Origin of the sequence: Cytobacillus sp. Bac17, from assembly GCF_024519925.1 — a bacterium.
Taxonomy (GTDB): Bacteria; Bacillota; Bacilli; order Bacillales; family Cytobacillaceae; genus Cytobacillus; species Cytobacillus pseudoceanisediminis.
The window spans coordinates 1-22,070 of sequence record NZ_JALJRC010000030.1 but is presented as its reverse complement, the minus strand read 5'-3'; the positions used below and the strand labels follow the sequence as shown (position 1 = coordinate 22,070).

General features: G+C 42.5%; 21 protein-coding genes. 19 read left to right on the top strand and 2 right to left on the bottom strand.

Going from position 1 to position 22,070, the window contains the following annotated elements:
- Positions 1–189: 189 nt before the first annotated feature.
- The 6 genes from NR125_RS23950 to NR125_RS23925 all read left to right on the top strand — a co-directional run bounded on the left by NR125_RS23950 (position 190) and on the right by NR125_RS23925 (position 5,957).
- The gene (locus tag NR125_RS23950; RefSeq protein ID WP_256816262.1) at positions 190–879 is read left to right on the top strand and encodes a GntR family transcriptional regulator; all 690 of its coding nucleotides are present in this window, start codon (positions 190–192) and stop codon (positions 877–879) included.
- A gap of 29 nt (positions 880–908) precedes the next feature.
- The gene (locus tag NR125_RS23945; RefSeq protein WP_256816261.1) at positions 909–1,955 is read left to right on the top strand and encodes an NAD/NADP-dependent octopine/nopaline dehydrogenase family protein; all 1,047 of its coding nucleotides are present in this window, start codon (positions 909–911) and stop codon (positions 1,953–1,955) included.
- A gap of 39 nt (positions 1,956–1,994) precedes the next feature.
- Positions 1,995–2,573, top strand: coding sequence for a hypothetical protein (locus tag NR125_RS23940; RefSeq protein WP_256816260.1), 579 nt, complete (start codon positions 1,995–1,997; stop codon positions 2,571–2,573).
- Positions 2,574–2,607: 34 nt separating this feature from the next.
- Positions 2,608–3,420 carry an energy-coupling factor transporter transmembrane component T family protein gene (locus tag NR125_RS23935; protein WP_256816259.1) on the top strand — a complete coding sequence of 271 codons (813 nt, stop codon included), beginning with the start codon at positions 2,608–2,610 and terminating at the stop codon, positions 3,418–3,420.
- Between the two features lie 32 nt (positions 3,421–3,452).
- Positions 3,453–5,210 (top strand): ABC transporter ATP-binding protein, encoded by a 1,758-nt coding sequence (locus NR125_RS23930; protein WP_256816258.1) that lies wholly within the window; start codon positions 3,453–3,455, stop codon positions 5,208–5,210.
- A 288-nt stretch (positions 5,211–5,498) separates the two neighbouring features.
- Complete coding sequence (locus NR125_RS23925; protein ID WP_256816257.1) at positions 5,499–5,957, top strand: DUF3574 domain-containing protein; 459 nt, start codon at positions 5,499–5,501, stop codon at positions 5,955–5,957.
- A gap of 51 nt (positions 5,958–6,008) precedes the next feature.
- Here NR125_RS23925 and NR125_RS23920 read toward each other — a convergent pair whose 3' ends face one another.
- Positions 6,009–7,265, bottom strand: coding sequence for a dicarboxylate/amino acid:cation symporter (locus NR125_RS23920; protein WP_009333832.1), 1,257 nt, complete (start codon positions 7,263–7,265; stop codon positions 6,009–6,011).
- 471 nt (positions 7,266–7,736) lie between these two features.
- Between NR125_RS23920 and NR125_RS23915 the strand changes: the two genes are divergently transcribed.
- The 11 genes from NR125_RS23915 to NR125_RS23865 all read left to right on the top strand — a co-directional run bounded on the left by NR125_RS23915 (position 7,737) and on the right by NR125_RS23865 (position 18,778).
- The gene (locus NR125_RS23915) at positions 7,737–8,630 is read left to right on the top strand and encodes a Vgb family protein (RefSeq protein WP_256816256.1); all 894 of its coding nucleotides are present in this window, start codon (positions 7,737–7,739) and stop codon (positions 8,628–8,630) included.
- A gap of 171 nt (positions 8,631–8,801) precedes the next feature.
- A complete protein-coding gene (locus NR125_RS23910; protein WP_034296811.1) occupies positions 8,802–9,404 on the top strand; it encodes a TetR/AcrR family transcriptional regulator in 603 nt (200 codons plus the stop codon).
- Between the two features lie 14 nt (positions 9,405–9,418).
- Positions 9,419–10,900 (top strand): o-succinylbenzoate--CoA ligase, encoded by a 1,482-nt coding sequence (locus NR125_RS23905; protein ID WP_009333835.1) that lies wholly within the window; start codon positions 9,419–9,421, stop codon positions 10,898–10,900.
- Between the two features lie 4 nt (positions 10,901–10,904).
- Positions 10,905–11,321, top strand: a complete 417-nt coding sequence (locus tag NR125_RS23900) for a MaoC/PaaZ C-terminal domain-containing protein (protein WP_087944881.1) — start codon at positions 10,905–10,907, stop codon at positions 11,319–11,321.
- Positions 11,321–12,331: a 3-oxoacyl-ACP synthase gene (locus tag NR125_RS23895; RefSeq protein ID WP_009333837.1), complete on the top strand. Its 1,011-nt coding sequence runs from the start codon at positions 11,321–11,323 to the stop codon at positions 12,329–12,331. Before NR125_RS23900 ends, NR125_RS23895 begins: the two co-directional genes overlap by 1 nt.
- Positions 12,328–14,175 (top strand): 6-bladed beta-propeller, encoded by a 1,848-nt coding sequence (locus tag NR125_RS23890; RefSeq protein WP_256816255.1) that lies wholly within the window; start codon positions 12,328–12,330, stop codon positions 14,173–14,175. Before NR125_RS23895 ends, NR125_RS23890 begins: the two co-directional genes overlap by 4 nt.
- A 21-nt stretch (positions 14,176–14,196) precedes the next feature.
- Positions 14,197–15,399 carry a substrate-binding domain-containing protein gene (locus NR125_RS23885; protein WP_009333839.1) on the top strand — a complete coding sequence of 401 codons (1,203 nt, stop codon included), beginning with the start codon at positions 14,197–14,199 and terminating at the stop codon, positions 15,397–15,399.
- 38 nt (positions 15,400–15,437) lie between these two features.
- Positions 15,438–16,211, top strand: coding sequence for an ABC transporter ATP-binding protein (locus NR125_RS23880; RefSeq protein ID WP_009333840.1), 774 nt, complete (start codon positions 15,438–15,440; stop codon positions 16,209–16,211).
- The gene (locus NR125_RS23875) at positions 16,189–16,893 is read left to right on the top strand and encodes an ABC transporter ATP-binding protein (RefSeq protein ID WP_009333841.1); all 705 of its coding nucleotides are present in this window, start codon (positions 16,189–16,191) and stop codon (positions 16,891–16,893) included. The genes NR125_RS23880 and NR125_RS23875 overlap by 23 nt, the downstream gene beginning before the upstream one ends.
- 20 nt (positions 16,894–16,913) lie before the next feature.
- Positions 16,914–17,783, top strand: coding sequence for a branched-chain amino acid ABC transporter permease (locus NR125_RS23870; protein WP_009333842.1), 870 nt, complete (start codon positions 16,914–16,916; stop codon positions 17,781–17,783).
- Between the two features lie 41 nt (positions 17,784–17,824).
- Entirely contained in the window at positions 17,825–18,778 is a 954-nt protein-coding gene (locus tag NR125_RS23865) for a branched-chain amino acid ABC transporter permease (RefSeq protein WP_034296916.1), read from the top strand.
- 221 nt (positions 18,779–18,999) lie between these two features.
- Here NR125_RS23865 and NR125_RS23860 read toward each other — a convergent pair whose 3' ends face one another.
- A complete protein-coding gene (locus NR125_RS23860) occupies positions 19,000–19,581 on the bottom strand; it encodes a biotin transporter BioY (protein WP_009333844.1) in 582 nt (193 codons plus the stop codon).
- A 115-nt stretch (positions 19,582–19,696) separates the two neighbouring features.
- Between NR125_RS23860 and bioD the strand changes: the two genes are divergently transcribed.
- Both bioD and bioA read left to right on the top strand, forming a co-directional pair.
- Positions 19,697–20,410: a dethiobiotin synthase gene (gene bioD, locus NR125_RS23855; protein ID WP_318871765.1), complete on the top strand. Its 714-nt coding sequence runs from the start codon at positions 19,697–19,699 to the stop codon at positions 20,408–20,410.
- Positions 20,403–21,764 carry an adenosylmethionine--8-amino-7-oxononanoate transaminase gene (gene bioA, locus NR125_RS23850; RefSeq protein WP_256816254.1) on the top strand — a complete coding sequence of 454 codons (1,362 nt, stop codon included), beginning with the start codon at positions 20,403–20,405 and terminating at the stop codon, positions 21,762–21,764. Before bioD ends, bioA begins: the two co-directional genes overlap by 8 nt.
- Positions 21,765–22,070 lie beyond the last annotated feature (306 nt).

The following is a 22,070-nucleotide window of genomic DNA, read 5'->3' as shown; positions in this document are numbered from 1 at the left end:
TTGTTGCCGAAAAACTTACTCCACAGTCACGAATAGCTTTCTTATTATTGAATTTTTGGATGCAGTAACCATGATAATCGGGCAGCCTTAAAGAGTAATGAAAATTCTTTACGTAACTAATTTAACATGTTAGTCATATTTTGAAAATTCTGAACTAAAATATAACTGTATACAATTATATTTTAGGAGGTGGTTAAACTGAATAAAAAAGCAGCGGCAGTAAGAATTTCCGCAAAAGACTTCGCCTATCAGGAGATCAAAAATCGGATTCTTAAGTGTGAATATATGCCAAATCAGCCTATTGCAGAGGAGGAATTGGCTAAAGAGCTGGAAATTAGCCGAACTCCGCTCCGTGAAGCCATGCAGAGGCTTGAACTTGAGGAATTGGTAGTCAGACAGACGAATGGGCGGTTAAAGGTTGCACCTGTATCCGCACAAGAAGTGAGAGAGCTCTTTCTTATCCGCAGTATGCTGGAAGGCATTGTTGCAGCCGAAGCAGCAGAAAAATGCACAGAACAGGATATAAGGCATTTATCTTATTTTGCCCGCATGATCAAACAAACGGCTTATGAAGGTAACATGGAAGATATCAGCCATTTCGGGAGTCAATTTCATACGTATCTCTATGAACTAAGCCTAAACAAAACAGCTGTAAAAATACTTAGGCAGCTTAACGATCATATTATGCGTTATAGGAGGCTCGCTCATTTTATAGATACAAAAGAGACATCCTTTGAACATGAAGTGATTCTGAATTTTATAGTAAAGAAAGATAAACACAATGCCGAAGCTATGATGAAAAAGCATGTATTAAATTCTATGGAGAAGGCTGTAACAGCTATAAAACAGTATGAAAACAAGGTGAATGAGATTAAATAGAAAAAGCATATTGGGAAAAGGGGGATTCTATGTCGTATGCCATCATTGGTGCTGGCAACACAGGGCAGGCTATTGCAGGTTATCTTTCTTTACAAGGCGAGGAGGTGAAATTATATAGCAGAGACTCCCGAAAAGCAGAGCTGATTTCCCGAAAGGGACTTACCCTTAAAGGTGTGTATTCAGGCAAAGTTCATTTAAAAGCATCGGTTGATTTAAAAGAAGTAATAGATGAAGCTGAGTTTATAATTATTTCAACTACAGCGTTTGGACACAGACCGATCTTTAATCAGCTAAAGCCATTAATAAAAGCCAATCAGACGATTGTGATTTTTCCAGGGTATTGGGGAGCGGTCGAATGCAAAGAAATCCTTGGTGAAGAATTCGAGAAAAAGAATATCACGATAGCAGAGACAAGTGCCATGCCTTTTGTCAGTAAAGCAGATTATAACGGAAACGTCTCTATCAATAAAGTTAAGAAAAACGTTCAAATAGGCTCCATTTCACATTCCGCAAATACTCCAATCTCTAAAAAGTTCCTAAAAACTTTTCCGCAATTAACACCGACTAAGAATGTCTTTGAAACTTCCATAAATAATACAAATGTTATTATCCACACGCCAATTGCCATATTTAATGCCAGCAGGATTGACGCTTCAGAGGAGTTTCAATTCTACCCGCAAGGTGCTTCACAAAAAACCGTTTCATATATTGAAAAAATTGATGAAGAAAGACTTCGCATAGCAAAAATTCTAGAGATAGAGACTCAGGATACCTTAACTTTATTAAATGAATTCTACGAATCGGATTATTCAAGCTTATATAAAGCTTTATCGGGATTATTCCCTAAAGGCAGCGGACCTGTATCATTGGACCATAGGTATTTAATAGAAGATATTCCTTATGGTCTTGTTCCGATATCTGAATTAGGGAAATTGGCAGGAGTAAAGACTCCTTACACTGACGCCATTATTCAAACAGCTTCCTTGTTAATGGAAAGGGATTTTCGAAAGGAAGGAGTCGATTTTAAGGGGTTAACAAGGGAGGATGTGCAAGCCCTTAGAGGAGTTATTCAGTGAATGTAAAGTGTTCCTTAATCTAATAGAGGGGGTACTAAGATGGGTCAATTAGAAATGAACAATCCAGTTCAGCAGGTAAAGAATAAAATTACGGCTGTTGATTTGATTACCATCGTCATCTTCGCTGTATTGTATAGAGTCCTCTGGTATTTCTTTAAATTTGCAGGAATTGTTTTCCCATTCAATCATACATTTGTCTACTTATTTTGTGCATTTTGCCTGGTTCTTTGCTGGGTTATTGTCAGGCGGCCTTATGCATCGTTTTACTTTACCGTAGCCTGGTGTGCGATTAACTTTTTCATTCAGGGAGAAATTCCTGTTTACTGGGTTCTTGTCGTCATCGCTCCGCTGCTGCCTGAGCTCTATTTGAACATCAGCAGAAAAGCATTTAGTAATCCGGATGACATCTATTCAAGCACTAAACATTTGATCATCGCGGCAATCCTCTATAACGCCGTTTATGAAGCTTTTGTATGGTGGAGCATTGTTAGCGTGATGAAAATTCCTGTACCATTCCATTTGATGGGCATTGTCTTTGCCATTTCCATTGTTGGTATGGTCATCGGAACCGTGTTTGGGAGAAAATTTGGTACTCGGATTAAAGCTCTCATGGGCTAAGGTCAGCCCAATCAATCTTCGGGAGGTGTGACAAATGGCGGCAATTGATTTTGTTTCCAACTTGGATGAAGAAACTTGGGTGCATAAACTTGATCCAAGGGCAAAATTATGTTTAATTCTGGGCTTTGTGATCATTCCGCTTTTATTTATGGATCCTCTATATTTAACAGGAATACTTCTATTGGGAATGGTGCTGTGGTTTTCGGCAAAGATCAAGATCAAACCGATTCTTCCTTTGCTGGTGACCATCTTAATTCTAGCCATGTCAGCAATCGTGTTTGCGACGTTTTACAATTACAATCAGCCGGATGAAACCATCTTATTTTCAATCGGTTCTCTTCAGGCAACGGATGTTGGCCTTTATTCAGGCTTAATCCTGGGATATCGGATTGGCATCCCCTGTTTTATGACGATCATAATCATTTCTACCACAGACCCTGCCCTATTGGCTAAGGGGTTAATGAAAATGAAAGTGCCGATTAATGTGGCGTTTATGTTCCTTGGCACTTTGCGATTTTTTCCGCTGGTTTTTGAAGAACTGACGAATATATCAAATGCCCAGACCATTCGAGGAGTCAATAAAAAAGGGCTGAGAGGAAGCTGGAATAGTTTTAAACTGGCTGTATTTCCGCTCTTAATCAATTCCTTGAGAAAAAGCCGGACAATGGGTCTGGCTGTGGAAAGCAAAGGCTTTAGTAAAATGGCATGGAAAGAATACTATCAAGATATGAAGTTAAAAAAAATGGATTGGTTTGCAATCGCCTTCACCATTATCTTCTTTGCTGGTGCCATCTATATTCGATTCATCCTGGGGCTGGGAGGATCAAATTCAATCGTCTACAGCTAAATTCAGGATCCCCTTAAGAAAGGAGTGAATGTATGAATGACAATCCTATTGTTGAAGTAAGCGGGGTCAGTTTTTCTTATTCAGGCACGGAAAAGAAAGCACTACATGATATAAATATGAAGATAGGTAAGGGAGAATTTGTCCTTATCTCCGGTACCAGCGGAAGTGGAAAAACGACTTTAGCGAAATGTCTAAACGGAATCATACCCCATCTGGCAGAGGGGAATCTAGCAGGAGAAATCGTTATCAATGGAATGAATACTCAGCGTGTTCCTATGCATGACCTTGCCAGTGAGATTGGTATGGTCTTTCAAAATCCAGAGGATCAAATTTTCTCCATCCGGGTGGAGGATGAAATTGCCTTTGGAGTGGAATGTCAGGGCTGCCAGCAGGAAGTCATTCGGGAAAGAGTTCATTACGCGCTGAAAAAGCTAAAGCTTGAAGACATTAAGAAGCAAATTACCTTCTCATTATCAGGGGGGCAAAAGCAAAAGGTCTCCATTGCCAGCAACCTGGCTATGCTCCCATCTATCCTTATATTGGATGATCCTACAACCGATCTGGATCCGGTAAGCAAGCAGGAAGTAATGGACATTCTAATGGAATTGAAAGAAGAAATTGATACAACCTTTATCATTATTGAACATGATTTAAATGATTTGATTGAAGCCGTTGACAGAGTAATCATAATGCACGAAGGATCTATTCTTTATAATGGGAGCCCAAGTGAAATCTTTTATACTTATTTTGATGAACTGAACAAGCTCGGAATCAGAATTCCAGATCATATCAGGCTGGCTAAGTACCTCATAGAAAATGGACACCAATGTGATTTTTATCCCATCTCAAAGAAAGAAGCATATGAATGGGCTAAAAAACTGCTTGTATCGGGAAAATTAAACCTGCCAAAACACAAGGTAGAAATAAATGATATGAATGAAGAGACTGTTGCTAAACTGGAAGCTGTAAATTTTAGTTACCAGAAAGGCAAGCAAATTCTATATGATATCAATCTTGAAGTTCAGAAAGGCGAATTCCTTGCAATTGTCGGGCACAATGGTTGTGGGAAGTCCACCTTAATGAAAAACTTAATTGGTTTGCTAAAGCCCCATCAAGGATCGGTTATCATCAATCATAAGAATACGAAAGAGCATAGAGTCCAGGATATCATATTGGATATCGGATATGTTTTCCAGAACCCCGACAACCAGCTTTTTTGCAACTCTGTGGAAGAGGAAGTGGCATTTGGACTGATAAACAGGGGCTACAGCAAAGAATTGGTCGAGGAGCAAGTCGAATTGGCCATCAGTACGGTAGGATTACAGAAAAAAAGAAAAGATCATCCGTTTTCGCTTAGCAGGGGTGAAAGACAGCGGTTGGCTGTTGCCACGATGCTTGTATCGAACCCCAAAATAATTCTGCTTGATGAACCAACGACAGGTCAGGATGAGCAAAGCCTTAAAGCCCTGTTAACGCTAATGAAAAAACTTATTGAAGAGAAGGATGCAACGATTATCATGATTACACATGATATGGAGGTTGTTGCGCAATATGCAAGTAGAGTAGTTGTCATTGATGACGGTAAAATCGTTCTGGATGGGCATCCGAGTGACGTATTTTTCAACAGCTGCCAAAAGCTGTATTCACTTAAATTAAAGCCGCCGATCATCTCGCAGTTTGCTGCAGATTTATCAGAAGAGGGGTTTCCAAAGGTTACAAATTGGAATATGTTCAGCAGCAATTTTATTAACAGTAAATCTGATAAATTCGGGAAGAAATCAATAATTTAAAAGTTGTAATGTTATGAAGGACACTGCGGAGTTAACGGTGTCCTTTTTAGTGTAAAAAAACAATTAGAAGAAAAGTGGCTTAGTGAACTGCAGCCGTTTGGAGATAAAGGATATATCAAAAGTCAAAAGAGCTGGCAAAAAGCGGGATGATTTAGTGAAAAGGATATACACAAATATTTGAAAATAAGTAATAATTCACCGTGAATAAATTGATCGCAGAAGCTATAATCACTGATAGAAATACCCCTTTTTTTCGGCAGCAAAATATCAAACAAAGGAGTGGCAGTGTTGGAAAGGAAAAGAATTGCCTATTGGGTTATCCCTCTCATCCTGTTCATTTGCTTTTTGGGAAGTGCTGTCTATACTGCAGGGCAGCCGGAAGCAGCGAGCGGTAAGAACCAATCCGCCCTAAAAGGGCAATATTATCTTGAAGACGTGGTAAAAATTTATGTGCCATCCACCTATGATGTTGATCAGCCAATTGATAATACTCCCTATGTGAACAAAACTTTAGAAAAATTTTCGGGAATGTTTGGAGGGGCAACAGCTGTTGATGGAACAGGTGCATGGCTGTCTGATGACGAGCAGCTTGTAAAGGAGAAAGTGACAATCGTGTACAGCTTTGCAGAGGATCTTGACAAGAAAAAGATTAAGGAAGTAGTTGCCTATGCCAAATCTTTAAAGGAAGAAATGAAACAATCATCCGTATCACTTGAAGTCAACGGAAAGATGTATTTTATTGAATAATATATAAAAAAGAGAGGCTGAAGGTGTGTATCCTTCCAGCCTCTCTGATTGCTATTTCAAGGCTAATGATTCCTTCAGCCAATTCTTTCCCTCGACAAATCGGCTGACCATCATGGCCGAAACCGTATTGCCGGCTGAATTCAGAAGGGTTGCCGGTGCATCAATGATTGTAGAGATGACCGCGATGATCGGAAGTACTTCAGGCGGGAACCCGAACACGCTTAAGATCAGCATCTCGCCAATCATACCGCCGCCAGGGATAGCCCCCATTACAGCTCCAACCAGGAATGATACAGCAAGAATGGTCAGAATGCTTGTCATGCTCGACATGTCTTTTCCAAACAAGCTGAACAGGAAAACAATCTTAAACACTCCGCCAAGAACAGAACCATCTTTATGCGTATTAGCCCCAAGCGGAATCATGGTCTCAGCAATATCCTGCGGAACCCCCATCTTTCTGACGGCTGCAAGGTTAATCGGAATACATGCTGCACTCGAGCATGTGGCAATCGCACTGACTGAAGGAGTGATGGCATTCTTCCAGAACACCTTGACCCCATCCTTCCCGCCAGCCGCAAAGGCATACAGCGTAAAGAATCCAAAGAAGTAGATTAGCGTTAATACAAGATAAAGGACAAACACACGTACATATCCGCCAAGAATCTGCGGGCCAAGCTCACCTATGATGGTTGCGAAGTAACAGCCAAGACCAATCGGTGCATAGTACATCACAAATCCAACAATCTTCATCATGACAGCTGAACCAGAAGAAAGAAGATTTGCAATCGGCTTGCCTTTTTCACCAGACATCGCAGTTGCCAGTCCGAATAAAATCGAGAACACAATCAGCTGCAGCATATTATTTTTCGAAAACAGCATCTGGAAATCAGGCACCGTGAACGCCTGAACCAGCTGACCTAGGAACGTGACATCTTCTGCTTCAGGATCAACAGCTGCCTCCGTCATAATGCTCTTAATGGCAGAGATATCTGTGTTTTTCAGCGGATCCACAATGGAAATTCCGATGAAGCCCAGGATAGCGGAAATAACAGCCGTAATGAAAAACACAGTGAAAATTCCGGCCATGATTTTCCCGAGCCTTTTCATACCGCCCATATTCGCCAGGCTTGAAGCGATGCTGAAGAAGACGAGCGGGACAATGATCATAAACAATAAATTTAAGAATAAATCCCCAAACGGCTTCACAACCGCTGTCTTCGGGCCAAAAACCACTCCGGCAATTCCGCCGATCAGGATGGAAAGGAGCAGGAAGATGGTTAGTTTGTAATTTGAAAGAACCTTTTTCATGAATGTCTCAACCTTTCTATATATTCCAACACTCTATTATATTATCAAATACTGCTGTAAAAAAGGCTGTAGAAATATTTTTTAAAATTCTGTCTGATTTGCTTTTTTCTGGATAAGGATTTCCATCTTTGACCAAGCACCATTTGACTTGAATCATTAAATATCTTACAGTTAAAACAACCAATAGTCGAAAGGGTGAAGAAAAGCACATGATCCTATAATCCTAGCTTTAGAGAAAATCGATATTTCAGCCTCTGGTTCAGTTCCGAAAATGTGTTGGAATGGGCTTTATTTATCGATTGTTTTTCTGAGATAGGATTAATGTGTGTGCTTTTTGACTTGAAAAGGGGCTGAACTAATCGAAAAGCCTATTTAAGTCTATTTATGTGCTGCATTGCCTCCTGTCTTGGAAAAACGAGATAGGGGGCTTTTTGTTTTTGAAAAAAAATATTGGTGTTCGGAGGGAACAGTATGGAATTTAAATTACAGGAAATAGATCTTGCCAGTAAAGATACAGGTCCATACGGAATCGCTGTTTCAGATAAGGGAGAGGTCTGGTTTACACAGCATAAAGCCAATAAGATAAGCTGCATTGGGTTGGACGGGGAATTGACAGAATACCCGCTGCCGACACCCGATGCAAAGGTCATGTGTGTAATAGTGTCGTCAAAAGGAGAGGTCTGGTTTACCGAAAATGCAGGCAACAAAATAGGGAGAATTACAAAAGAAGGCACTATTCTTGAATATCCCTTGCCCCATCCAGATTCAGCACCCTATGGAATTACAGAAGGGCCAAACGGAGAGATATGGTTTACTGAAATGAATGGAAACCGTATTGGACGGATTAAGGATGACGGTTCTATCCATGAATACGAGCTTCCTACTCAAGGTTCTTACCCATCATTTATTACGCTGGGATCTGATGATGCCTTATGGTTCACGGAAAACCAAAATAATGTGATTGGAAGAATTACGGAATATGGAGAAGTGACAGAGTTTACAATTCCTACACCGGCTTCTGGGCCGGTTGGAATTACAAAAGGAAACGATGGTGCACTCTGGTTTGTCGAGATTATCGGTAATAAAATAGGACGTATTAACACTTCAGGTGACATAACGGAATACGAAATTCCAACCTGGAACGCCAGGCCGCATGCCATAACGGCAGGAGCAGGAAATGATTTATGGTTCACGGAGTGGGGAGCAAATAAGATTGGAAGACTTACAGATAATGGGATTATTGAGGAGTATCCGATTGAAACTTCAAGTGCTGAACCGCATGGGATTTCAAGCAGTGATGGGAAGACCATATGGTTTGCATTGGAGTGTGATAAGATTGGGAAACTCACTATTATGAATGATTGATCTCATTTTTTAGAGGAAATTTAATAGAGTATTCAACCCCGTTATAACTATTATACGGGGATCTTTTAATTGTGTTTTAAAAACCAAAACTAATATCCTCAGAAAAAATATTATAAGTTATTGTTGTAATTTTAAGAATATTAATTATAATAAAGTTGAGAGGTGATTCAGGTGTCAGTTAAAAATACGACTGAGGAAAAAGTACTTACTCCAAGAGGAATTGAAACGCGTGAAAAACTGTTAAGAGCAGCTGAAGAGGTTTTTGGGCAGAAGGGATATTTTGAGACTTCCATCGTCAATATTTCACAGGAAGCCAAAGTCGCCCAGGGAACCTTCTATAACTATTTTCCTTCAAAGAAAGATATCTATGATGAGTTAATCCGCAGCTACAGCCGGGATCTGCGCATTGCGATTAAGGAAGGAATGGCAGGAAGTTCTACATTTGAAGAAGCACAGCGAAATGGCTTTTTTGCTTTCTTCAGCTGGGTCAAAAATCATCCTAATTTATACAGCATTGTCCAGCAGGCTGTCGTGGTGGATCAGGAGCTGTTCCGCTGGTATTACGGGAAGCTCGCCAATGGATTTTTAAAGAGTTTGTCTCAAGGCGTAGAGGCTGGCGAATTTAAAGACCTTGACCAGGAGACAGTTGCTTATTGTTTAATGTCGATTGGACAGTTCCTCGGTATGAGATGGGTGTATTGGGAAAAGAAAGAAGTCCCTGAAGAGGCATTTGATGCTGCAATGACACTCATCTTTCAAGGACTAAAAAAGTAAAGAGGGGGAGTTCGATGAAAGGGATTGCCTATTGGATTCAGAAATGGGCATACACACATCCAGATCGAACAGCAGTCATAACAGATAACGAAAAGGTGTCCTACAGGCAGCTGGATAGAATGGTCGATTCAGCTGCCGCGAAGATTCAGGAAAAGCTGCAAGGAGGAAAAGGGGAGCGCATCGCCATTCTGTCGCACAACCGGATTGAATACATAGTCCTCCTTTTTGCCATTGCAAAGGCAGAATGTGTGGCGGTCCCGCTCAATATTCGGCTAAGTGCAACGGAACTGGTTTTCCAGCTCAACGATAGCGGTTCAAAGGTGATCTTTGCTGAAAAAGAAAATGCTGAGTTTGCAGCCTCCCTTATTGAACAAAGCGAACTCCAGAGTATGGAGTTTATGGAGGACTTATACCAGGGTACTCAAACAAGCTTTGTGAATGAAAATACGATTAATGAAGAAGCTCCATACATTATCTGCTACACCTCGGGGACCACCGGCAAACCGAAAGGGGCCGTACTGACACAGAGCAATATGTTCTGGAATGCGGTCAATAACAAACTCGCGATTGATTTAACATCAGAGGACCGCAGCATTGTGCTCCTTCCGCTGTTTCATATTGGCGGAATTGGACTATTTGCATTTCCGGCCCTGTTTTCAGGGGGAACGATCGTCATTCCCGGAAAGTTTGAGCCTGAAAAGGCGATGTCGATGATCCAGGAGCATAAGGTGACCATCGTGATGGGTGTTCCGACCATTCATCAGGCACTGCTGACAAGTCCATCATTCCAAACGGCTGATTTAAGCGCAGTCCGCTGGTTCTATAATGGAGGAGCACCATGTCCGCGTGAATTAATAGATGCCTATTTTGATAGAGGATTCCTGTTCGGCCAGGGCTTTGGAATGACCGAAACCTCTCCTACTCTATTTATGCTTACAAAAGAAGACGCACCGCGAAAGAAGGGATCGATCGGCAAGCCGGTATTATTTTCCGAATATAAGCTGATCGATTCTGACGGTAAGGAGGTTGAAAAAGGAGAAGTTGGCGAGCTTGCGGTGAGAGGGCCAAATATTATGAAGGAATATTGGAACCGGCCTGATGCCACGAAGGATTCATTGAAAGATGGCTGGCTTCTGACAGGCGATTTAGCGAAAACGGATGATGAAGGTTTTCTTTACATTGTAGGCAGGAAGAAAGAAATGATCATTTCAGGCGGAGAAAATATATACCCCCTTGAAGTAGAGCAAGTGATCAGCCAATTAAGAGATGTTGTTGAAGTTGCCGTGGTTGGGAATGCTGATCCACTTTGGGGTGAAGTACCTGAAGCGTTTATTGTCAAACGAAATGGAAGCGCTTTAACAGAGGGGGATGTTATTCAATACTGTCAGGGGAAACTCGCAAAATATAAGATTCCGAAGAAGGTTACTTTTTTAAACGGGCTTCCGAAAAATGCCACGGGAAAAATACAGAAAACACAACTTTTAGTAAGAGGGTGAAATGGTGATCAGTTATAGTGTCGGCCAGCAGGCCTCCTGCAGCAAAACCATTACGGAAACAGACTTTGTGATGTTTGCGGGATTAAGCGGCGACTTCAACCCGGTCCACATAGACGGGGAATACGCCAAAAAAACGAGGTTCAAACAGCGGATCGCTCATGGTCTCTTAACATCCAGTTTATTATCCCAGCTATTGGGTGTGCATCTGCCGGGAAAAGGATCCATTTATGTAGAACAGACGATCCGATTTAAGGCGCCTGTTTTTATAGGGGATACCATTACCGCAAAAGGAACGGTTCAGGAAATTGACAGCGAAAGGCGAATACTGACTTTGCTGACAGAATGCTTTAATCAGGATGGGACACTAGTTTTGACGGGCACAGCCAAAATGATGGTGCCTGAGGATGGAGGGGTAATCTGATGGGAATTGGCATTAAAGCAACAGGAGTTTTTTTTCCTCCTGAAATCGAAACGGCAGCCGATCTGGCTGTAAAGACGGGAATACCCGAACAGGTGATTATCGAAAAGTTCGGTTTAGTTCAAAAGCACGTTGCAGATGACAGCCTGCATGCCTCCGACCTGGCAATTGCTGCGGGAACGCAGGCGATCGAAGGGATCGACCCGCTGTCCATCGATGTCGTGATTTACTTTGGAAGTCCTCATAAGGATTATTATGTCTGGTCAAGTGCTCCGAAAATACAGCATGAATTAGGGACAAAAAATGCCTATGCGTTTGAAATCATGAATGTCAGCTCCTGTTTTCCGATTGCATTGAAGGTAGCGAAAGATATGATTGCTTCAGACCATTCCATTCAAAATATTTTGCTGGTTGGGGGATGCAAGGAATCACAAATTATCGATTATGCTAACCCGCGCTCACGCTTCATGTTCAACTTTGCGGATGGAGGCACTGCTGCTCTGGTCACAAGGGATGCCTCCCAGAATGAAATACTCGAAAGTGCCATCCTGACAGACGGATCCTTTCATGATGATGTCCGAACACCGGCTGGAGGGTCCAAGCACTTTGCAAGCCACGAAACAGTCGAGAAAAACCTCCATTATATTGATGTAAAAGATCCGCAATCCATGAAAGAAAGACTTGATCCTGTATCGATTGCAAATTTTGATCATGTAGTTCGCGAAGCACTCCATAGAAGCGGTTATACTCCTCAAGATATGAAACTCCTATTGCCACTGCACACCAAACGTTCCATGTTCAAAGAACTCTTACAATCACTCGAACTTACAGAAGAAAAAGCCATTTACTTAAATCAGCATGGCCACATGTCTTCACTCGACCCATGCATTGGTCTGCACTTTGCACAGGAACGGGGACTTTTAAAACCAGGGGATATTGCCGTAGCTGTCAGTGCGGGAACTGGGTATACGTGGGCTGCGACTGTTGTGAAGTGGAAAGGAGAGAAAAGATGAAAAGGATAAAGGGGATAGTCCTGTTCCTCCTTCTATTTTCACTTTGGGGCGGAAGCAGCGGTTTTGCAGAATCTTCCTATAGCTTTCAGCAGGCCTGGGGAAATGAGACTGATCCCGCCAACAAGTTCAGGACGCCGGTAGCACTGGCCAAAGATAGCTCCGGTAATCTTTACATGGCAGATATGGGGAATCATCGTATAGTAAAAATGGATTCCTCCGGCAAAATCCTGGGTGCATTTGGATCCCTCGGCCATTCACCGGGAGAATTTAATATGCCTTTTGGCATTGCCATTGATCGAGAAGGGAACATTCTGGTTGCTGATACAGGCAACTACCGAATTCAGAAGTTTGATTCCCAATTCAAATTCATTAAGAGCTGGGGAACTAAAGGGGAAGGGAATAATCAATTTGGGTTTCCTAGAGAAATAGCGATAGATCAGCAGAACAATTATTACATTACAGATGAATTTAACCATCGCATTCAAAAATATAATTCCGAGGGACAGTATCTCCTTACGATTGGATCCTATGGAAAAGGCGATGGGCAGATGGCGCTTCCGCAAGGCATTGCCATAAACAATAGTGGCGAAGTTTATGTAGCGGATACGTACAACAATCGAATTCAAGTGTTCGATCAGAACGGCAGCTTCAAGCGAAAAATAGGCGGTCTTGAACCTGGATTAGGCTCTTATCAGTTTTACCATCCAAGGGGAATCAACTTTGAGCCTAATTCCGGAGCTTTATATGTAGCGGACACCTATAATAACCGAATCATGAAATTTGATGCCTCTGACCGTTTTCTCTATACAACTGGTATTTTTCCTAACTTAGTGTATCCGAATCAGGTCCTGCCGGATGGAGATGGAGATTTATTTATTACCGATACAGGCAATAACCGGATTGAAGTCTACAAGGAAATAGGATTGAGCATCTCGTATAAGATGACAATCGGATTAGGCAGGTATGGTGACAAACAATATGCAGGACCTTACGATGTTCAAAGCGATTCAAAGGGAAATGTGTTTGTTTCTGATTCCTTTAATCATAGAATCCTGAAGTATAATACAAACGGAAGTCTGGTAAGTAAATGGGGAAGTATGTACGGGACAGGCGGACCTTTTGGCTACGGCAGTTATGCAGGTCAATTTTTTGTGCCGAGACAAATAGCAGTTGACCGTTATGACAATGTATATGTGGCTGACTCAGTGAATCACCGCATTCAAAAGTTCTCCAATTCAGGAACCTTTCTGGCAGCCTACGGATCTTTAGGAACATTAAGCGGCTTTTTTCAATTCCCAAGCGGTGTGGCAGTTGACAGCAAAGGCAATATCTTTGTGTCAGACTCTGAAAATAACCGAATCCAAAAGTTTAATTCCTTTTTCGTGTATATGAAGGAATGGGGCAGAAAAGGGACTGGCAATGGCGAATTCTCTCAGCCGATGCAGCTGGCGATTGATTCTAAAGACAATGTGTACGCAGTGGACCGAATCAACAATCGTGTTCAGAAATTCGATAACAATGGCCAGTTTATTACGAAATGGGGAACAAACGGAGGAACCGGCCACCTGGATCCATTAGAGAATTGGGGCGAAGAACCGGGTGATTTGTTCCTGCCTACAGGCATTGTCATTGATGAACAGAACCGTGTGTATGTGACAGATACTTCCAACAACCGTATGAATGTCTATGATGAAAATGGCAGATTCATAGAGCAGTTTGGATCTTTCAGCGGTGAGGACGGACATTTCTTTTCACCTCAGGGTCTTGATATAGACAGCAGCGGGAATATCATTGTCGCTGACGGACTGCTCCATAAAATTCAGTTCTTTAGAAAAGAAAATTAAAAAAGGGAAGTGAAGTGTAAGGTGAAAGGCATTAAGTCTGTTTTAACTCTCTTAATCGTACTCACTCTTTTATTCATTACCGGATGTTCCGGAGACACAGCAAGTTCAGAAGAAGATACGGTTAAAATTGGTGTTCTAGCCTCCTTAACCGGTCCTCTCGAGACGTACGGAAAGCAAACAGTTGCCGGATTTGAGCTGGGGCTCGATTATGCAACCGAGGGATCCAATGAAATAGCCGGCAAAAAGGTTGAGTTCATTGTGGAAGATACAGAAACAAAGCCGGATGTAGCAGTAAGAAAAGCAACGAAGCTGCTGGAAGAGGATGAGGTAGATTTCTTAGTGGGTTCATCAAGCTCTGGAGACACTCTTGCCGTCTTGCCGCTCGCTGAAGAATACGAAAAAATTATGGTGGTTGAGCCTGCTGTAGCAGATAGCATCACTGGACAGAACTGGAACAAGTATATCTTCAGGACAGGAAGAAATTCGTCTCAGGATGCTGTTGCCGGTGCGGCAGCAATCGCTGAAAAAAATGTGAAAATCGCGACCTTCGCACAGGATAATGCCTACGGCCGGGAAGGAATCGCCGCTTTTAAAGAAGGAGCAGAGAAGCTCGGTGCCACTATTGTGAATGAACAGTATGCAGACCCGAATTCCACTGACTTCACAGCGAATATTCAAAGCATCATAAATGAAAAGCCTGATTATCTTTATATCGTCTGGGCAGGATCCAATGCACCATGGAAACAGTTAAAGGATATGCAGCTGGAAGAGCAGGGTATAAAAATTTCCACAGCCGCACAGGACATTGCTTCCCTAAAAACGATGGATTCCTTAATTGGCATGAGCGGTTTTTCCATTTATTATCATACCCTTCCGGATAATGAAGTGAACGACTGGCTGGTGGAGGAGCATAAGAAAAAATTTGACGGTGAAATTCCGGATCTGTTTACAGCAGGCGGAATGACAGCTGCCATTTCCATTGTGGAGGCACTAAAGAAAACGGAAGGCGATAAAGATGTGGATGGGTTGATCAGCACAATGGAAAACATGGAATTTGAGACACCGAAAGGAACGATGAAATTCCGTGCTGAGGATCATCAGGCAATGCAGTCTTTGTATGCAGTAACTCTCGAGGAACAGGAAGGCGTAGATCATCCGGTACCGGTCCTGATCAGGGAATTAAATATGGAAGAAACCGAGCCGCCAGTCCGGAATGGCAAGTAAAAAGTCAAAATAGTTAGGTAAAAGGAGGGGCCGACAAGTTGGAAAAAATACTGGAAACAAAAAGCCTATCGGTTTCCTTTGGCGAGCATGATGTCATCAAAGATGTGAGCCTGGAAATAGAGCGAGGGAAGCTGACTTCGATTATCGGTCCCAATGGGGCAGGCAAGACCACACTCTTTAACCTGCTGAGCGGCCAGATCACCCCGACAAATGGAGAGATTTATTTTAAGAAAGATAATATAACCAAGCTTTCGGTACCTTTACGGGCGAGAAGGGGCATCGGCCGCTCCTTCCAGCTCACCAATATTTTTCCGGAGCTGACGGTCCTGGAAAATATCAGGCTGGCTATCCAGTCATCGAGCAAAGATTATTATTCGATCTTACCAAGGCTTTCTTTCATGAGCCGCCAGCAGGAGGAAGCAAAATTTGCCATGGAGCGGTGCATGCTAAGCGGCAAGGAAGATGTGCTGGCACAGGATCTGGCACATGGGGAAAAAAGAAAACTGGAACTGGCCATGCTGCTGGCTCTTAAAACAGAACTGCTTCTGCTCGATGAGCCGACGGCAGGCATATCGATTGAAGAGATCCCTGCGATTCTGCAAGTGATTGAGAACATTAAGAAGGAAGGCATGTACACGATTGTCTTAATCGAACACAAAATGGAAATGGTCATGCATCTGTCCGATACCCTTGTGGTGCTATTCAATGGAGAGCTCTTGGCCAGTGGCAATCCGAAGGAAATTATTAAGGATCAAAGAGTTCAGACGGCATATTTAGGAGGCTTGCACCGTGAGTCTATTAAAACTGGATAATCTGGAGACCTATTTGGGTCAATATCACATTCTTCAGGGTGTGTCCATGTCTGTGGAAGAGGGAAGCATCACCGTTCTCTTCGGGAGAAATGGCGCAGGCAAAACGACAACACTGCGGACCATCATGGGCTTTAACCCATCCACCACGGGTTCCGTGCATTATCACGATCAGAAGATCAGCGGAATCCCTACCCACCTTATCTCCAGAAAAGGAATCGGCTATGTGCCGGAAAATCAGGGAATGTTCAGTGCGCTGACAGTAGAAGAAACCCTGAATCTGGCCAAGGCAAAGAGCACAGGTGAGACAGAGGAAAAAATGGAGTGGATGTTGGAGCTCTTCCCGGATTTGAAGAAGTTCTGGAGCAAGAAAAGCGGATTGCTTTCCGGCGGACAAAAACAGATGCTTGCCATTGCCAGAGCCTATATCAATGGAGATGGACTGCTGCTGATAGATGAACCTAGCAAAGGACTGTCACCCATTATGGTGGAAAAACTCATGGAATCTATTCTGAAAATGAAGGAAAAAACAACGATACTGCTTGTGGAACAGAATTTCCTAATGGCGAGTGAAATCGGCGATTACTTTTACATTATGGACGACGGAAAAATAGTCCATGATGGCTGCATGCAGGATCTTAAGGAAGACAAGGAAACCTGTCAGAAATACTTGGGCATCGCGTAAGCAGTGAAGGGGGGCTGGAAATGGAAGTCTTTATTAATTTATTGGTCAATGGGGTTTCAACAGGGCTTTTGATATTCCTTCTGGCTGCTGGACTTACCTTAATCTTTGGACTGATGAGTGTATTGAACTTCGCCCATGGCGGATTATTCGTCTGGGGCGCTTTCTCAGGAGCGTGGATCTTTAAAGAAACAAACAGTTTTCTATTAGCGATAGCGGGTGCCGCTGCAGTTGGAGTGGTCTTGGGCTGGGTACTGGAGAGATTCCTGATCCGTCCTGTCTATGGGAATCATGTGAGGCAGCTGCTGATTACATTAGGCGGGATGCTGGTATTATCGGAAAGCATCAAAATCTTCTGGGGGCCAAACCCGATAAGGGTAAACCTGCCAGCGTGGCTTGAAGGGAGTTATCAGTTTGATGGAATCATCATCATAAAATACCGTGTGTTTGTGATTGTGGTTGGTTTGCTGCTGTATCTGGCATTATGGCTATTGCTCAGCCGTACGCAGATTGGACTTATGATCAGGGCTGGAGTGCTTGATAAGGAAATGGTTCAGGCGCTCGGAATCAATGTCAAGGGTCTTTTTACATTCGTATTCCTGCTTGGTGCCGGATTGGCTGCTTTAGGAGGAGCGCTATTGGCGCCGTATTCCGGAGTCGTTTTTGCGGAAATGGGTATGCAGTATGCCATACTGGCTTTTATTGTGGTCATCATTGGCGGAATGGGCAGTCTGCAGGGATCGGCACTGGCTTCCCTGATCGTAGGAGTAGCGGGAGCGTTTATGGCTTATTATATGCCTGATTTGTCACTGGCATTGAATATGCTCCTATTGGCCATTGTATTATTAGTAAAACCAACAGGGCTGCTGGGAGAAAAGGGGAGTACCGTATGAGAGGGGTATTTCATAAAGTGCCGCTGTACTGGGGGCTTGCGATTCTGCTATTCCTGCTTCTGTTTCCCTTTGTTAATGACTCCCGAAGCACACTGATTTTACTTGCACAAATCTTCATTTTTGCCATATTTGCGATGAGCTTTGATATTCTTTTAGGTTATACCGGCATTGTTTCCTTTGGTCATTGCATGTTCTTTGGGATCGGCGCGTACAGCACGGCTCTCATTTTTAATAAGCTGGACGCAACTCTGCCCAACTTTTTAATAGGATTGGTGATAGGCATCCTTCTGTCCGCTTTGGTTAGCTATATCATCGGGTTGTTATCCCTAAGGCTCAAAAGCCACTTTTATGCGATGCTGACACTGGCTGTATCACAGCTGTTTCTTGTACTGGCAGAGAAGTGGAGGGGACTGACACAAGGCGGTGACGGATTTACATTCAGTGTGCCAGATGTATTCAAAGACCGTACTTCCTTCTATTATATTACGCTCTTCAGTGTGGCTGCCGTTTTTATCCTGCTGAAGCTCTTTACGGAATCATCCACAGGCAAGGTATTAAAAGCCATATCCCAGAATGAATATCGCGCAGAGGCATTAGGGTATAAAACCTTACATTATAAATTGATTGCCAGTGTAACGGCCGGAGTGGCAGCTTCCTTCAGCGGGGCTCTGTATGCTGTATCGTTAAGGTTCATCAATACCAATGTCTTTTCCATTGAAGTCACGCTGGATGCCCTCCTGATGACAATGATCGGAGGACTGGGAACCCTGGCAGGTGCCATAGCAGGAGCGGGGATCATCGAATTTTTAAGACATTATCTTTCAGAGCTTGCGATGACTTACCCCATCTTTGAACGATGGACGATTATCCTTGGGTTCTTATATATAGTGGTGCTCCTTGGGTTCCCTTCCGGCTTGGCAGGAGTTATGAAAAAATTCACATTGAAAAAGGGGAGGAAAGAGAAGAAGAAAAGGGAAATGGAGAGGGCTGCTTAGGGTACTAAAAGCCATTTTGAGCCCTTAAATAATTTAGTAGAGAAAAACGCTCGGTCATCCCAGCGTTTTTCTTTCATATTTGTATTAGATTATAGTGGTGGATTCGCGACACATAAATTAACCCGGTCTTCTTTAGGTGGCCAATTCTAAATGACGGATCTAACGCTTCATCATCATATCGATAGGACTGTTCTTAAAGCAGCTTGTAAAACTTATTTCGATCACATATCGGTTTTAAGATTATGGGTTCTTCTAAGTGCGTGTTTCAGTTTTGGGACCAGGAAAAATGAAAAAGCCGTAACCGCCAAGTCAAGCGGCAAATAGGCCAGCATCCAGCCCCAGGCCATGCTATAGCTAAACCCCTTTGGTGCTTCTGCCCAAAGAATAAGAGCTAAGTACATCCAGTTGGTTCCAATTATGTAATTGCATAATATGCTTAAAAATCCTGCAGTAAAATAGTGCTTTTGTTTAATAATTTGAGAATCCCCCACTAATTTTCCAGAAACATAAGCAACAGCCACAAAAGACAGCACGAAACCGAAAGTAGGGCTTAATAACTGGACAGGTCCCCCTTTAAACTGCGCAAAAACAGGTGCTCCTATTAAACCAACAAACATATAGACAAGCATTGCCAGTGTCCCTTTTCTGCTCCCTAATACCGCCCCGCCCAAAATAGCAAAGAGAAGCTGGATAGTAATCGGAACACTCCCTATCATTAAAAAAGGGGATAGATTTGCGCCAATTGCCATTAGAGCTGCAAAAAGGCCACAAAGAACTAAATCTTGAGTGCTTAAAGCTTTCATATTAACCTCCTTAAGTTGTGTTAATTTAATTAGTTACTTAGTTAACAATAAGTTGAATATAATAGTCTCATATGTTAACTTTATTGTAAATATGGTTAACATATAAAAAGGGGGAATTTATATTAAAAGTCTCTTTATAACAGGTACAGATACAGATGCAGGAAAAACCACCGCTGCCGCTCTCCTAATAGCATTTTTAACAAAGAGAGGTACCCAGGTCGCGGCATATAAGCCTGTGCAAAGTGGAGCTGAAATCATTAATGGCAAGCTTTCAGCACCTGATGTGGAATTTTATAAACTGGCCAATCCGGAATTAACAGCTTCCTATACATATTTATTTAAAAAACCATGTTCCCCGCATCTGGCAGCAAGGGAAGAAGGAAAAGAAATAGATGTCAATAAGATAATTGAACATTATGAGCAGCTGTCAGAGGACAATGATTTTGTATTAATGGAAGGTGCTGGAGGAGTTATCGTTCCTTTAAGGGATGATGGATATAACATGCTTAATTTAATGAAAGATCTGGATGTTCCTGTTGTTATTGTAGCAAGGACAGGGGTAGGCACAATCAACCACACAACTCTTACAGCAGAGAGATTAATACAGGAGGGTGTGGATGTAAAGGGGATTATTATGAATCAGATGTCCATCGGAGATACAAAGATTGAGCAGGACAACATACAGATGATTGAACTTATGACAAAGCTGCCAGTAATTGGCATGATACCACATTTAGAAAATCCATCATCCGCAGTTGGTGATTCGGAATTTCTTGAGAACATATTTTCAAAGCTGGGCAATATAATGGAGGAGGACAGAAATGAGTGAGCAGGCAAATCTATTAGAAAGCAGCACAAAGCATCTATGGTTACCGTTTACACAAATGAAAGATTATGAGAGTGATCCGCTGATCATTGAATGCGGAGAAGGCATCATTCTGAAGGATATTTGCGGGAAGGAATACTTGGATGGCTACTCCTCACTATGGCTAAATGTACACGGCCACCGGAAAAAGGAATTGAATGAGGCCATAATGGAGCAGCTTGATTTAATCGCTCATTCAACCTTATTAGGAGCAGCTAATGTCCCTGCCATTCGGCTTGCTGACAAACTTATGGAAATTACACCGGAGAATTTGCAGCGAGTATTCTATTCTGATTCAGGAGCAACATCAGTAGAAATTGCCATCAAGATGGCCTATCAATATTGGCAAAACAAAGGAAATCAAAAGAAAAAGAAATTCGTAACCCTCACTAACAATTATCATGGAGATACAATTGGTGCAATCAGTATTGGGAGTGTCGATCTATTTCACCGTGTCTATGGATCCTTAATGTTTCCAACGATAAAGGCCCCTTTTCCGCTCCAATACCGCAGTCCTTATTCAGGAGAAGCGGAAGTTAAAGAACGGGCATTAACAGAGCTAAGAGCCATTTTTCAGGAACATCATGAGGAAATTGCAGCCATAACACTGGAACCGCTTATCCAGGGGGCAGGAGGCATGAATATCATGCCTGAGGGCTATCTTAAAGGAGTAGAAGAGCTGTGCCGGGAATTCAATATCCTTTTAATTGTTGATGAGGTAGCTACTGGTTTTGGCCGGACAGGAAAGATGTTTGCAATCGAGCATGAAGGCGTTCAGCCGGATATTATGACCGTTGCGAAAGGGATAACTGGCGGCTATCTTCCCCTTGCTGCAACACTTACGACAGAGGAAATTTATAAAGAATTTTATGGCGAATATCAAGAAATGAAGACATTCTTTCATGGACATTCATACACGGGCAATCAGCTCGGATGTGCGGTTGCTTTGGCCAATCTGAAAATCTATGAAAAAGAAAAACTCGTGGAACAGGCAGTAAAAAAAGCAGAAGTAATAAAATCCGAACTGGCAGCATTAAAAAGCCTAAAACATGCAGGAGACATCCGCCAATTAGGATTAATGTGCGGTATTGAACTAGTTCAGGATAAAGAAACAGGGAAACCTTTTCCATGGGAAAAGCGAATGGGCTATCATGCCACACTGGAAATGAGAAAAAGGGGGATGCTCACAAGGCCGCTTGGGGATGTAATCGTCTTTATGCCGCCTCTGGCGAGTTCTGATGATCAAATCAGAAAAATGGTTCAAATTATGAGTAATTCAATTGAAGCGGTGACTGAAAAAAAGAAGTCAGTGGTTTGAGAGGAGCAATCGTGTTAATTGTAATTGAATTCAGGAGATTTGTTCTCTAAAACTTCATCTCAAATAACAATACAATTAGAACGAAAAAACGCTTGGTAATCCAAGCGTTCAGTTTGTAGACAAAAAGAGTTCGGAATAGTCTCATTCCGAACTCTTTTTTTCATTTTTTGTAGGACTTCAAGTAATTACAGAGAATTGCAGACCTCTCCGAGGTTATCATTTAGGCCATTTCTGGACCTTGCCAAGTCCAGTTGGCCATTTTCTTCAAATTCATGGCAGCGAAAGTAAGCATCGCCTGCATCGACA